This window comes from Streptomyces sp. NPDC001816 (assembly GCF_042892235.1).
Taxonomy (GTDB): domain Bacteria; phylum Actinomycetota; class Actinomycetes; order Streptomycetales; family Streptomycetaceae; genus Streptomyces.
In genome coordinates, this window is the sequence record NZ_JBIATY010000016.1 from 184,034 (window position 1) to 196,966 (window position 12,933).

Genomic DNA, 12,933 nt, shown 5'->3' on the forward strand with positions numbered 1-12,933 from the left:
TCGTGCGCAGGAGCCGGGGAATCACAGGGGGATGTCGCAGGAGGCCGTACCGCGGTCGACGCACGCCCTCAGGCCCGCCAGGGCAGCTCGGCGATCACCCGGGTGGGGCCGCCGGCCGGTGAGTCCACCACCAGGACTCCGTCCACGGCGTCCAGACGGCCGGCCAGGCCCGCCAGGCCCGAGCCGCGGGTCGCGTCCGCGCCGCCCACGCCGTCGTCCATGACCTGGAGCATCAGCCGGTCCTCCGCATGCCACACGTCGACCGAGGCGGAGCGCGCCCGGCTGTGCTTGCTGATGTTCTGCAGCAGCTCGGAGACGGTGAAGTAGGCGATGCCCTCGATGGCCGGGGCCGGCCGGGCCGGCAGGTCGACCTCCACCCGCACCGGGACCGTGCAGCGGGAGGCGACCGAGGAGAGGGCCGCGTCCAGGCCCCGGTCGGTCAGCACGGCCGGATGGATCCCGCGCGCGAGGTCGCGCAGCTCCTGCAGGGCCGTCTTCACCTCGCCGTGGGCCTCCTCCACCATCCGGGCCGCCGCCTGCGGGTCCTCCCGCAGCTTCTCCTTGGCCAGGCCCAGATCCATGGCCAGGCTCACCAGCCGGGCCTGCGCCCCGTCGTGCAGGTCCCGCTCGATGCGGCGCAGATCGGCGGCCGCGGTGTCCACCACGATCCCGCGGTCCGACTCCAGCTCCACGACCCGCGCCGACAGGCGCGACGGCCCGAGCAGGCCGCGCACCAGCAGCCCGTCCACCGTGGTCAGGCCCCGCACGATCCAGGGCGTGGCCAGCGTGAACAGCAGGCCGACCAGCGCGGTCACGGTGATCTCGAACGGGTTGTCGAGATAGACGCTGTGCTGCGCGTCGCCGTACAGCTGCAGGCCGCCCTGGCCGCCGTACATCGGGAACACCCAGAACCACAGCGGGTACGTCAGCAGCGCCCAGCCGTACGCCCAGAAGTTCACCGCCACGACGAACGAGAACAGCGCCCAGGGGAACTGCAGCAGCGCGTACAGCAGGTGCCGCCACGACGTGCCGCTCTTCAGCACCGCGCCCATCCACCCGAACGCGCCCGCCCGGCGCGCCCGCAGCGGCTCCGGGTCGGCCACCTCCAGGCGCAGCAGCGCACGCGCGCGCGTGCGCTCCAGCGCGCCGAAGCCGCGGCAGCCCGCGAGCGCCGCCGCCAGCACGGGGATCCCGAGGAAGGTCACCAGCAGGCCCGCGCCGAGCGCCACCATGGTGACCGTCCAGCTGAACAGCACGACAGCGATCGGCAGACTCAGCAGCACATAGCCGAACTCGCGCCAACTGCGCGCCTCGAACGGCGCCCGCAGCGCGGCGGGCAGCAGCTGGCGCCGCTCCCCGTCGGGGGCGGGGAAGCCGGATCCGGCCGGGTGCCCGTGTCCCCGCCCGTACTCCTGTCCGTACTCCGTGGCCATCGGCGTCGTCCCGTTCTCCTCGTCCTGGCGGCGTGCTGCCGTGTCTCCCAGCCTGGTGCGCGGCGACTTCCCGGGCCATGGAGGCCGTCGGCCTCTTGGTCCGGGGGTTTTCCCCACCCTCCGAGGGCGTGCGGGGGTGCGCCGGGGGTGCGGCTACTCCTGGCGGTCCCGCCAGGGCAGCTCCGCCGTGACCACCGTCGGGCCGCCGACCGGCGAGTCGACCACGAACAGGCCGTCCACCGCGCCCAGCCGCTCAGCCAGCCCACGCATCCCGCTGCCGCCCTCCAGGCTGGCGCCGCCACGGCCGTCGTCCCGGACCTGGATGAGCAGCCGGTCGTCCGAGCGCCACACCTCCACCGAGGCCGAGCGCGCCTGGCTGTGCTTGCTGATGTTCTGCAGCAGCTCGGAGACGGTGAAGTAGGCGATGCCCTCGATGGCCGCGGCCGGCCGGGCCGGCAGGTCCGCCGTCACCTGCACCGGGACCGTGCAGCGGGAGGCGACCGAGGAGAGGGCTGCGTCCAGGCCCCGGTCGGTCAGCACGGCCGGATGGATGCCCCGGGCGAGATCCCGCAGCTCCTGCAGCGCGAGCTTCACCTCGCCGTGCGCCTCGGCCACCATCGTGGCGACGTGCTCGTCGGCCTGGCCCTCCCGCAGCTTCTCCTTGGCCAGGCCGAGGCCCATCGCCAGGTTCACCAGCCGGGCCTGCGCCCCGTCGTGCAGGTCCCGCTCGATGCGGCGCAGATCTGCGGCCGCCGTGTCGACCACGATCCCGCGGTCCGACTCCAGCTCGGCGATACGGCGTTCCAGCTCGTCGGAGGGCGACAGCAGCCCGCGCACCATCGCCCGGTCCACGTTGGCCAGTCCCCGCGTGATGAACGGCAGCACCGGCCACAGCACGAACAGCGAGGTCAGCACGAGGGTGAAGGTGAGGATCCCCCAGGGCAGCCGGATGAAGTCGTACAGCAGCGTCCGCCAGCCCACCGGGTCCTTCAGCGCCAGCCACAGCCGCTGCATCGGACCCCCGCCCCGGGCGATCGGCAGCGGCGTCGGTTCCTCGACCCGCACCCCGAGCAGCGCCCGGGACCGGATCCGCTCCAGCTTGCCCAGCTGCCGGGCGCCCAGCAGACAGACGGCCAGCAGCGGGAGCCCGATCACCGTGAGGGTGAGGATTCCGCTGACGAACACCACGGTGAACACGTAGGTGAAGCCGAGCAGCGCCACCGGCAGGTTCAGCAGGAGATGCGCGATCTCCTTCCAGGTGTGCACGTCGAGGGCGAACCGGGCCGGAGGCGGACGGTCGGAGCCGTCGGTCCGGCCGGCGGCGGAGGCGGGAGCGGTCATACCGGCCAGCCTGCCGTCCCCAACACCCCTTGCGCCATGCGGTCCACCGCCCCTGTTCCCTGGGGAAAACCCCACCCTCCGCACGCTCCCCACTTCTCACGGTGTGACGGGCTGCTTACCGTGTCTTTATCAGGGCCTAGACTCCCGTGCGTACAGATCCTCGAATCACGTTGCATCACAGGGTTCACCAAGTCACGAGGTCAGGGAGCGAGGGCGGACGGTGCGGGAGACGTTGGGACACTCGACGATCGCCGCGGCGGACGTCGCGGCCGGGTACTTCCAGTCCTACTCGGTCGTGGGACTGCTCGCCCTCATCGGCGTGCTCTTCGTCGCGGTCGCGTTCGGCGCGGGCCGGCTGCTGCGCCCGGTCGTGCCCACCCCCGAGAAACTCCTGACCTACGAGTGCGGCGTCGACCCCGTCGGCGAGGGCTGGGCCCACACCCAGGTCCGCTACTACGTCTACGCCTTCCTCTACGTGATCTTCGCGGTCGACTCGATCTTCCTGTTCCCCTGGGCGACGGTCTTCGCCGCCCCCGGCTACGGCGCGACGACCCTGGTGGAGATGTTCATCTTCCTCGGCTTCCTCGCCGTGGGCCTGCTGTACGCCTACAAGAAGGGGGTCCTGACATGGGCGTGAACCCGTCCGCCGACGCGAACCCGTCCGGTGCGGAGCCTCTCCTGCTTCCCGAGCCGAAGCGGCTGGGCGCCCTCGCCCGGCTCGCACCCGAGCCAATGAAGGTGGTCCTGAACTGGGGCCGCCGCTACTCGCTGTGGGTGTTCAACTTCGGCCTGGCCTGCTGCGCGATCGAGTTCATCGCCGCGTCGATGGCCCGCCACGACTTCATCCGCCTCGGCGTCATCCCCTTCGCGCCGGGCCCCCGTCAGGCCGACCTGATGGTCGTCTCCGGCACGGTCACGGACAAGATGGCCCCGGCCGTGAAGCGCCTGTACGAGCAGATGCCGGAACCCAAGTACGTCATCTCCTTCGGCGCCTGCTCCAACTGCGGCGGCCCGTACTGGGACTCCTACTCCGTCACCAAGGGCGTCGACCAGATCATCCCGGTCGACGTGTACGTCCCCGGCTGCCCGCCGCGGCCCGAGGCGCTGCTCCAGGGCATCCTCAAGCTCCAGGAGAAGATCGCCCGCGAGTCGCTGGAGGAGCGGTACGCCTCCCACCGGCCGTCCGCCGCCGCCCTGCAGAGCGGTCTGGTGAAGCCTCCAGTGCCTGCCTCGGCTTCGGCTTCGGCCTCGTCTGAGGAGGGCGCGCGATGAGCACGGCCGGCTGGCTGCCCGCCCCCGCCGAGGAACTCTTCGGTCCGCAGGCCACGGCCGAGGAGTCGTACGAGGTCCTGACGGTGGACGTCCCGCCGTCCTCCTGGCTCAGCGCCCTGGAGACGGCCCGTACCACCCTGTCCTGCACCTACTTCGACTGGCTGAGCGCCGTCGACGAACCGGGCACGGGCTTCCGCGTCACCGCCCACGTCGTCGCCCTCGCGCCGGTCCGCCGCCTGCTCCTGCGGACGACGGTCCCGCACGAGGCGCCGAAGCTGCCGTCCGCCGTCGGCGTCTACGCGGGCGCGGCCTGGCACGAGCGCGAGACCCACGAGATGTTCGGGGTCGACTTCGAGGGCCACCCGGGCCTGGATCACCTCCTCCTCCCGGAGACCTTCGAGGGCCACCCCCTGCGCAAGGACTTCGTCCTCGCCGCCCGCGTGGCCAAGGCCTGGCCCGGCGCCAAGGAGCCGGGCGAATCCGAGCACGGCGGCCCCAAGCGCCGCCAGATGCTCCCGCCGGGTGTCCCGGACCCGAACGAGTGGGGCCCGCTGAAGGGCCAGCTGCCGCCTGCCCCGGCCCGCCCGGCCCGTCCCGCCCGCGCGGCGGGGGAGCGGCCGACGCGTGCGGCCGGGGAGCGCGCCGCGACCGGCGAGCGTCCGGTACGGCGGACGCGTACGGCGGCGGAGGGCTCGGCCAGCCAGACGACCGGCCAGGCCGAAGCCGAAGAGACTGCGGCTGGAGCGGCTGGAGCGGCTGGAGCGGCCGGGACCGGCGGTGCTGCCGCGCGGCCGCGTCGGATGAGGAGCGCGAGCGAGGGCTCGGTGAGCCAGGCGGCAGCCGAGGGTGCGGCGGAGGCACCCGCAGGTCCGCGCCGCGCGCGCAGCGCCTCGGAAGGCTCGGCCTCCCAGCGCGCCCCGCGCAGCTCGGACGCCCCCTGGCACCACGCGCGCCCGGCATTCGAGGAGCAGCAGAAGCCGGAGCAGGCACCGGAGCGAGGGCAGGCACCCGAGGAGAACCGGGTGCCCGAGCCGCAACCCGAAGCACCTGAGGCACCCAAGGCGCCTGAAGCACCCCAGGCACCTGAAGCACCCCAGGCCCCCGAAGCCTCCAAGGCCCCTGAAGCTCCCAAGGCCCCCGAAGACCAGAGCACCTCCGGCAGCCCTGACACCCCCGAGACTCTCGAGACCCCTGACACCCCCGACGACCCCACAGGAGGCCCGCAGTGAACGACGCGCTGGACGTCGCCCTGCGACTCGTGGCCGTGTTCGTCGTCTTCCTGACCTTCCCCCTCATCGTCGGCCAGACCGAGCACAAGGTGATGGCCCACATGCAGGGCCGCCTCGGCCCGATGTACGCGGGCGGCTTCCACGGCTGGGCGCAGCTCATCGCCGATGGTGTGAAGTTCGCGCAGAAGGAGGACGTGGTCCCGGCTGGCGCCGACCGCCGCGTCTTCCAGCTGGCCCCCGCCGTGGCCCTGCTGCCATATCTGCTCGTGCTGCTCGCCATCCCGATCGGGCCGAGCGAGGGAGCGGTCGGCCAGGTCCTGGACGCGGGCGTCTTCTTCGTGCTCGCGGTGATGGGCGTGGGCGTCCTCGGCTCGCTCATGGCCGGCTGGGCCAGCGCGAACAAGTTCTCCCTGCTCGGCGGCCTGCGCACGGCTGCCCAGCTGCTCGCCTACGAACTCCCGATGCTGCTCGCCGCGGCCTCCGTGGCCATGGCGGCCGGCACCGTCTCCCTGCCGGGCATCCTGCACGCCTTCCACTGGTGGTGGCTGCCCTGGCAGATCGTGGGCGCCGTCGTGTTCTTCGTGGCCGGCCTCGCCGAACTGCAGCGCCCGCCCTTCGACATGCCCGTCGCCGACTCGGAGATCATCTTCGGCGCGTACACCGAGTACACCGGCCTGCGCTTCGCGCTGTTCCTGCTCGCCGAGTACGCCGGAATCATCGTCCTGTGCGGTCTGACCACCGTCCTCTTCCTGGGCGGCTGGCACGGCCCCTGGGGTGCCGACGGCCTGGGCTGGCTGTGGACCCTGCTGAAGACCGCGATCCTCGCCTTCGTCGTCATCTGGCTCCGCGTCACGTACCCCCGCCTGCGCGAGGACCAGCTCCAGAAGCTCTCCTGGACCCTCCTCGTCCCCCTCTCCCTCGCCCAGATCGCCCTCACCGGCATCGTCAAGGTGGTGATCTCCTAGTGGCCCCCTTCCCCGGCTCAGGCCTCGCCAAGGGCCTGGCCGTCACCCTGCGCACGATGACGAGGAAGCACGTCACCGAGCAGTACCCGGACGCCCAGCCCGAACTGCCGCCCCGCACCCGTGGTGTGATCGGCCTGTTCGAGGAGAACTGCACGGTCTGCATGCTGTGCGCCCGCGAGTGCCCGGACTGGTGCATCTACATCGACTCCCACAAGGAGACGGTCCCGCCGGCCGCCCCCGGTGGCCGCGAGCGCAGCCGCAACGTCCTCGACCGGTTCGCCATCGACTTCTCCCTGTGCATGTACTGCGGCATCTGCATCGAGGTCTGTCCTTTCGACGCGCTGTTCTGGTCCCCGGAGTTCGAGTACGCCGAGACCGACATCCGCGAACTCACCCACGAGCGCGACAAGCTCCGCGAGTGGATGTGGACCGTCCCGGCCCCGCCCGCCCTGGACGCCGGCGCGGAGGAGCCGAAGGAGATCGCCGCCGCCCGCAAGACCGCCGAGAAGCTGGCCGCCGCGCAGGCCGAACCGCAGGAGGGGGAGTCGTGAGCCTCGCCGCAGCCCAGCACGGCTTCCTGTCCCCGACCGGTGTCGAGATCGCCTTCCTGCTCGTCGGCCTGGTCACCTTCGGCGCGGCCCTCGTCACCGTCACCACCCGGCAGCTGGTGCACGCCGCCCTGTGGCTGGTGGTCACGCTCGGCGGCCTCGCCGTCGAGTACCTCCTGCTCACCGCCGAGTTCATCGCCTGGGTGCAGGTCCTCATCTACGTCGGCTCCGTCGTCGTCCTCCTCCTGTTCGGGCTGATGCTCACCAAGGCCCCCATCGGCCGCTCCCCGGACGCCGACTCCGGCAACCGCTGGATCGCCCTTGCCGTCGCGGTGGCCGCCGCCGGCGCCCTGGTGTGGGTGGTCGTCGATGCGTTCCGCACGACCTGGATGGACCTGACCGGCCCGGCCGCCGGCAGCACCCGGGTCACCGGCGAGAGCCTCTTCCAGAACTGGGTCCTGCCCTTCGAGGCTCTCTCCGTCCTCCTGCTCGCGGCCCTGGTCGGCGCGATCGTCCTGTCCCGCAAGGCGAAGGCGGACACGGCCTCCGGCACCCCGGACAAGGCCTCCGGTACCCCGGCCACCCCCGCGACCGTCCCCGGCGAGAAGGAAGGCGCCCGCTGATGCACCTCGCCTACCCCGCCGTCCTCTCCGCCCTCCTCTTCTGCACCGGCCTGTACGGCGTCCTCGCCCGCCGCAACGCGATCCTGGTCCTGATGTCGGTCGAGCTGATGCTCAACGCCGTCAACCTCAACCTGGTCGCCTTCGACGTCTGGCTCAGCCGGGCCGCCGAGGAGACCCTGCACTCCGGTCAGGCGCTGACCCTGTTCATCATCGCCATCGCCGCCGCCGAGATCGGCATCGGCCTGGCGATCGTGCTCGCCGTGTACCGCAACCGCGGCACCTCCGACATCGACAAGCTCCGCGACACCGCCGAGGGCCCCGAGACCGAAGGCCCTGACACTTCCGCGGCCGAGAAGGCTGAGGCCACCACGTGACCACGACCACCCTCGCCGTCCTCGTCCCCCTCCTGCCGTTCCTGGGCGCCGCTGCCGGCCTGCTGCTGGGCCGCACCGCCCCCGGTTTCGTCCGCCCGCTCGCCGTGCTGCCGGCCCTGGCCGCGCTCGTGCTGGCCGCGCTGGTCGCCGTACGCCAGGGCGGCGGCCGGCCCATCGTGGCCCACACCGAGCTGACCCCGACCGGTTCGGTGCCGATCGAGCTGTCCCTGGACATCGACGGCTTCGCCGCGCTCGTCGCCGTCCTGGTCGCCTTCGTCGCGACGTGCGTGCAGATCTACTCCACGGGCTACCTGCGCGACGACCCGCGCTACCCCTCGTACGCGGCCCTCGTCTCCCTGTTCACCTCCGCGATGCTCCTGGTCGTCTACTCCGGCGACCTGATCGTGCTGCTGGTCGGCTGGGAAGTCATGGGCATCTGCTCCTACTTCCTGGTCGGGCACTACTGGGAGACCCCCGAGGCCCGCGCCGCGTCCCTGAAGGCCTTCCTGGTCACCAAGCTCGGTGACGTGCCGTTCCTCATCGGCCTGTTCGCCCTGGGCACGGACGCCGGCTCGTTCCAGATCACCCGCGTCCTGGGGGCCGCGGCGAGCGGTGGCATCGACCACCCGACCCTGGTCGCCCTGCTGCTGCTCGCGGGCGTGGCCGGCAAGTCGGCCCAGTTCCCGCTGCACACCTGGCTTCCCGACGCGATGGCGGGCCCGACGCCCGTCTCGGCGCTGATCCACGCCGCGACGATGGTCGCCGCCGGTGTCTACTTCGTCGCCCGTCTCCTTCCGGTGTTCGAGGCGTCCCAGGCAGCGATGGTGGTCCTCGCCGTCATGGCCGCCGTCACGATGACCGGCTCCGGCCTCGCCGCGCTCGCCCAGGACGACATCAAGCGCGTCCTCGCCTACTCGACGATCGGCCAGCTCGGCTACATGACCGGCGCCCTCGCCGTCGGCGACCGCGGCGCCGCCGTCTTCCACCTCCTGTCGCACGGCGCCTTCAAGGCGCTGCTGTTCCTCGCGGCCGGCGTGATCATCCACGCCGCGGGCACCAACTCGCTGGCCGCCATGTCCCGCATGAGCCACCTGCGCGACCGCGTCCCGGACGCCTACTGGACGATGACCGTGGCGCTCCTCGCGCTGGCCGCCGTCCCTCCCTTCAGTGGCTTCTTCTCCAAGGAGTCCGTGCTGGGCGCCGCCGAGCACGTGGCCACCGGCCACACCGACCACGCCCCCGGCGCGGCGGGCTGGATCGTCCTCGCCGCCGGTCTGCTCACGGCCCTGCTCACCGCCGCCTACGCCACGCGCCTGTGGCTGCTGGCCTTCCGCGGCAAGGGCGCCGAAGCTCCCGACCACGGCCGCCAGCCGCTCACGATGACTGTCGTGCTGTGGGTTCTCGCCGTGCCGTCCCTGGCCTTCGGCGGGCTCGCCTACCGCTCGCTGCCCGCCTGGTTCGACAGCCGCGACCTGACCCCGACGCTCCTCACCTCCGTCCTCGGCACCGGCCTCGCGCTGGTCGGCGGGCTCCTCACCTACGGCACCTGGCAGCGCACCCGCGCGCTCGCCGCCCGCGTCCCGGCAGCGCCGGCACCCTCCTTCGAGTGGGAGAGCCTCCAGGGCGAGGCCGCCGCCCACCCGGAGGGCGACGCAAGCCTGGTCGAGGCCCATGCCCTCGCCGACCACGGGCCGGCCTACGGCGACCTCGCCCACGCGCCCGACCCCGGGCGGCTGCTGCTCGGCCCGCTGTACCGGCACGCGGCCGTCGGCTTCCACCTGGACGCCGTCTACTCGGCGCTGTTCGTCCGCCCCGTGCAGGCCGGAGCGAGCCTCGTGCGGTTCCTCGACAGCGCGGTCGTCGAGACCTACGTCAGCGGCGCGGCCGCGCTGCCCCGGCTGCTCGGGGCCGCGGTGCGGCGCGCGCAGACCGGCAATGTGCAGACCTATGTGAGCGCGCTGCTCGCCGGTGCCGTCGTCCTGACGGTGACCGTCGTCCTCGTCGCCACGGGAGCGTGAGCAGGCGTGATCGATATCAACGAGTCCGTGATGCAGTTCCTTCTGGCATTCGTCGTCGTCGGCCCGCTCCTCGGCGCGGTCGCCGCTCTCCTGCCGGCGCCGCCCGGGCTGAAGGGGAAATCACCCGAGCAGGCCGTGCTGCGGCACGGTGTGACCGTGACCGGCGCGATCCTCATCGCGGCGATCGTCCTCGCGCTCGGCTTCGACCACGACCAGCCGTCGAAGATGCAGGCCACGACCGACATCAGCTGGATCCCCGCACTCGACGTGCGGATCCACCTCGGCATCGACGGCATCTCCCTCCCCCTTCTGGTCCTGACCGCGCTGCTGACCTTCCTCTGCGCGCTCTACTCGTACTTCAAGCCGCCGGCGGGCCCGTCCCCGAAGGCGTTCGTCGCGCTGGTGCTCCTGCTCGAGTCCGGCACCCTCGCGACCTTCGCCGTCCTCGACCTGCTGCTGTTCTTCCTCGCGTTCGAGATGGTGCTCATCCCGATGTACTTCCTCATCGCCCGCTGGGGCGGCGAGGGCCGGACCCGGGCCGCGTGGAAGTTCATCCTGTTCACGCTGCTCGGCTCCGTCGTCATGCTGCTCGGCCTGCTCCTGATCGGAATCAAGGCGGGCACGTTCGACATGGTGGCACTCGCCACTGACAACGGCCGGTCGCTGACCACATCCGTGCAGGTCATCGCCGTTCTGACGATCGGGCTCGGGCTCGCGGTCAAGACGCCGATGTGGCCGCTGCACAGCTGGCTGCCCGACGCCCACACCGCCGCCCCGACCGTCGGCTCGGTCCTGCTGGCCGGCGTGCTGCTGAAGATGGGTACGTACGGGTTCGTCCGGATCCTGCTGCCGATCGCGCCGGACGGCTTCCGCACCTTCGCGCCCTACCTCGCGGCGTTCGCGGTCGTCGGCATCATCTACGGGTCCCTGGCCTGCCTGGCCCTCGCCAAGCAGGGCGCGAAGGGCGACCTGAAGCGGCTGATCGCCTACTCCTCCGTCGGCCACATGGGCTTCGTCCTGCTGGGCATCGCCACCATGACCCCGACCGGCGTGAACGGCGCCCTCTTCGCCAACATCGCCCACGGCCTCATCACCGGCCTCCTGTTCTTCCTGGTCGGCGCGCTGAAGGACCGCACCGGCAGCACCGACCTCGACACCCTTGCCGAGGAGACGGGGGCAGCCCTGTACGGCAAGGCCCCGCGCCTCGGCGGACTGCTCGCCTTCGGCGCCGTGGCCTCGCTCGGCCTGCCCGGACTCGCCGGGTTCTGGGGCGAGATGCTGGCCCTGTTCGGCTCGTTCAACCCCGCCGCCGACCTCAGCCGGCCCGCGTTTCTCACCTTCATGGCGATCGGCGCGTTCGGCACCCTGCTGACGGCCGCGTACCTGCTCATCGTGGTCCGCCGGGTCTGCATGGGCGCCGTACCGCAGGACATGCCGAAGCTCGCGGACGTCCACGGCTACGAGTTCGCGGCCTGGACCCCGCTCGTCGCCCTCACCGTCGTCGCCGGACTGTGGCCGAGGGTCCTGCTCGGCCTGACCGACCCGGCCGTGCAGCAGCTCCTGGCAGGAGGCACCCGATGAGCGCCCTGGCCCAGCCGCTGGCCCAGTCCGTGGTCCAGTCCGTCGACTGGCTCGCGATCGCGCCGCCCACCATCGCCGCGGTGGTCGGGCTCGCCGTCCTCGTCGCAGACCTGTTCGTCCCCGAGGCGCGCAAGCCCCTCCTCGGCTGGATCTCCGTCGCGGGCCTCGCCGCCGCCACGCTGATGCTGCTGCCGCTGCTGGACGGCGACCGCAGCACCTTCTGCCTGCCCGGCGACGCGAGCGTGTGCAGCTACACCGCCGACCACTTCACCCTCGTCATCCAGTTCCTCGCCCTCGGCGGCGCCCTGCTGGCCGCCCTGATGTCGGTGACGAACCTCAGGGACGGTCACCAGCGTGTCCCGGCCGGGGAGTTCTGGTTCCTGCTGCTGTCCTCCGCGGCCGGCGCCGCCCTGTTGCCCGCCTCCCGTGATCTGGCCACGCTGATCGTCGCCCTGGAGGTCGCCTCCCTGCCCGCCTTCGCCCTCGTCGGCATCCGGCACGGTGACAAGCGGTCCTCCGAGGCGGCCCTGAAGTTCTTCCTGTCCTCGGTCACCGCCACCGCGGTCAGCCTGATGGGCATCAGCTTCGTCTACGCCTCCACCGGCACCCTCTACCTCACCCAGATCGCCCAGCGGATCCAGCACGTCGACGGCCGGCTCGACACCCTCGCCCAGACCGGCGTCGTCCTCACCCTCGTCGGCTTCGCCTTCAAGACGGCCGCCGTCCCGTTCCACTTCTGGGTGCCCGACACCTACGTGGGCGCGCCGCTGCCCGTCGCCGCCTATCTGTCGGTCGTCGGCAAGGCCGTCGGCTTCTCCGGCCTGATCCTCGTCACCGTCGTCGCCCTCCCGTCCTACGCCGACGTCTGGGGGCCCGCGCTCGCCGCGCTGGCCGCCCTCACCATGACCGTCGGCAACGTCGGCGCCCTGTGCCAGCAGGCCACGCGCGCGTACAGCGCCGTACGACTGCTCGCCTGGTCCTCGGTCGGCCAGGCCGGCTACCTCCTGGTGCCGATCGCCGCCGCCGCGTACGTCAAGGACGGCCAGAAGGCGATCGGTTCCACGGTCGCGTACGCCCTCATGTACGGCGCCGTGAACCTCGGCGCCTTCGCGGTGGCCGCCCTGGTGGGCCGTACGAAGTCCCTGAACCGGATCAGCGACTACCGGGGCCTGTACGCGTCCAACCCGGCCGCCGCCCTTCTCCTGGCGTTCTTCCTGCTCTGCCTCGCCGGGCTGCCGCCCGGCGTCATCGGCCTGTTCGCGAAGGTCACCGTGTTCGCGTCGGCCGTCGACGCGGGCCTGGGCTGGCTCGCCGTGGTCATGGCCGTCAACGTGGTGATTGCCCTCTTCTACTACCTCCAGTGGACGGCCCTGCTGTTCCGCGCCCCCGAGGGTGCCCCCGCGCGGCACCGGGTCCCGGCCCCCCTCACCGCCGCGCTCGCCCTCACCGGAGTCCTCGGCGTGGTCCTCTCCGGCGCACCCCAGCTGGTCCTGCGCTTCGCGGCCACCGGACTGTTCTGAGGGCACGCCGGCGCCCGCGTGGGGCACCC

12 protein-coding genes are annotated in these 12,933 nt (G+C 72.1%); 10 read left to right on the forward strand and 2 right to left on the reverse strand.

The genetic code is table 11. The features are described from left to right. Positions 1–68 precede the first annotated feature (68 nt). Together ACFYZZ_RS40230 and ACFYZZ_RS40235 are read right to left on the reverse strand one after the other, a co-directional pair. On the reverse strand, positions 69–1,433 hold the full coding sequence (locus ACFYZZ_RS40230) for a sensor histidine kinase (RefSeq protein ID WP_389187483.1): 1,365 nt from the start codon (positions 1,431–1,433) through the stop codon (positions 69–71). Between the two features lie 153 nt (positions 1,434–1,586). Beyond that, complete coding sequence (locus tag ACFYZZ_RS40235) at positions 1,587–2,774, reverse strand: sensor histidine kinase (RefSeq protein ID WP_389187485.1); 1,188 nt, start codon at positions 2,772–2,774, stop codon at positions 1,587–1,589. A gap of 220 nt (positions 2,775–2,994) precedes the next feature. Between ACFYZZ_RS40235 and ACFYZZ_RS40240 the strand changes: the two genes are divergently transcribed. From ACFYZZ_RS40240 to ACFYZZ_RS40285, 10 genes are read left to right on the forward strand one after another with little or no spacing between them, the layout of a single operon-like run. Continuing rightward, positions 2,995–3,411 (forward strand): NADH-quinone oxidoreductase subunit A, encoded by a 417-nt coding sequence (locus ACFYZZ_RS40240; RefSeq protein WP_389187488.1) that lies wholly within the window; start codon positions 2,995–2,997, stop codon positions 3,409–3,411. Beyond that, a complete protein-coding gene (locus ACFYZZ_RS40245; RefSeq protein WP_389187491.1) occupies positions 3,402–4,046 on the forward strand; it encodes an NADH-quinone oxidoreductase subunit B in 645 nt (214 codons plus the stop codon). The genes ACFYZZ_RS40240 and ACFYZZ_RS40245 overlap by 10 nt, the downstream gene beginning before the upstream one ends. After that, a complete protein-coding gene (locus ACFYZZ_RS40250; RefSeq protein ID WP_389187494.1) occupies positions 4,043–5,275 on the forward strand; it encodes an NADH-quinone oxidoreductase subunit C in 1,233 nt (410 codons plus the stop codon). The genes ACFYZZ_RS40245 and ACFYZZ_RS40250 overlap by 4 nt, the downstream gene beginning before the upstream one ends. Next, positions 5,272–6,240 carry an NADH-quinone oxidoreductase subunit H gene (locus ACFYZZ_RS40255; protein WP_381655411.1) on the forward strand — a complete coding sequence of 323 codons (969 nt, stop codon included), beginning with the start codon at positions 5,272–5,274 and terminating at the stop codon, positions 6,238–6,240. The genes ACFYZZ_RS40250 and ACFYZZ_RS40255 overlap by 4 nt, the downstream gene beginning before the upstream one ends. After that, positions 6,240–6,791 carry a NuoI/complex I 23 kDa subunit family protein gene (locus ACFYZZ_RS40260; RefSeq protein WP_386577149.1) on the forward strand — a complete coding sequence of 184 codons (552 nt, stop codon included), beginning with the start codon at positions 6,240–6,242 and terminating at the stop codon, positions 6,789–6,791. The genes ACFYZZ_RS40255 and ACFYZZ_RS40260 overlap by 1 nt, the downstream gene beginning before the upstream one ends. Further along, complete coding sequence (locus ACFYZZ_RS40265; protein WP_389187498.1) at positions 6,788–7,411, forward strand: NADH-quinone oxidoreductase subunit J; 624 nt, start codon at positions 6,788–6,790, stop codon at positions 7,409–7,411. The genes ACFYZZ_RS40260 and ACFYZZ_RS40265 overlap by 4 nt, the downstream gene beginning before the upstream one ends. Then, on the forward strand, positions 7,411–7,785 hold the full coding sequence (gene nuoK / locus ACFYZZ_RS40270; RefSeq protein ID WP_389187500.1) for an NADH-quinone oxidoreductase subunit NuoK: 375 nt from the start codon (positions 7,411–7,413) through the stop codon (positions 7,783–7,785). The genes ACFYZZ_RS40265 and nuoK overlap by 1 nt, the downstream gene beginning before the upstream one ends. Then, complete coding sequence (locus ACFYZZ_RS40275; protein ID WP_389187502.1) at positions 7,782–9,803, forward strand: NADH-quinone oxidoreductase subunit L; 2,022 nt, start codon at positions 7,782–7,784, stop codon at positions 9,801–9,803. The genes nuoK and ACFYZZ_RS40275 overlap by 4 nt, the downstream gene beginning before the upstream one ends. Positions 9,804–9,809: 6 nt before the next feature. Then, positions 9,810–11,384: an NADH-quinone oxidoreductase subunit M gene (locus ACFYZZ_RS40280; RefSeq protein ID WP_389187505.1), complete on the forward strand. Its 1,575-nt coding sequence runs from the start codon at positions 9,810–9,812 to the stop codon at positions 11,382–11,384. Next, positions 11,381–12,904 carry an NADH-quinone oxidoreductase subunit N gene (locus ACFYZZ_RS40285; RefSeq protein ID WP_389187508.1) on the forward strand — a complete coding sequence of 508 codons (1,524 nt, stop codon included), beginning with the start codon at positions 11,381–11,383 and terminating at the stop codon, positions 12,902–12,904. Before ACFYZZ_RS40280 ends, ACFYZZ_RS40285 begins: the two co-directional genes overlap by 4 nt. The last annotated feature ends 29 nt before the right edge of the window (positions 12,905–12,933 follow it).

Coding starts and splice junctions, on each gene's coding strand:
- ACFYZZ_RS40285 (WP_389187508.1), top strand. CDS start 11,381: ATGAGCGCCCTGGCCCAGCCGCTGGCCCAGTCCGTGGTCCAGTCCGTC.
- ACFYZZ_RS40245 (WP_389187491.1), top strand. CDS start 3,402: ATGGGCGTGAACCCGTCCGCCGACGCGAACCCGTCCGGTGCGGAGCCT.
- ACFYZZ_RS40235 (WP_389187485.1), bottom strand. CDS start 2,774: ATGACCGCTCCCGCCTCCGCCGCCGGCCGGACCGACGGCTCCGACCGT.
- ACFYZZ_RS40250 (WP_389187494.1), top strand. CDS start 4,043: ATGAGCACGGCCGGCTGGCTGCCCGCCCCCGCCGAGGAACTCTTCGGT.
- ACFYZZ_RS40230 (WP_389187483.1), bottom strand. CDS start 1,433: ATGGCCACGGAGTACGGACAGGAGTACGGGCGGGGACACGGGCACCCG.
- nuoK (WP_389187500.1), top strand. CDS start 7,411: ATGCACCTCGCCTACCCCGCCGTCCTCTCCGCCCTCCTCTTCTGCACC.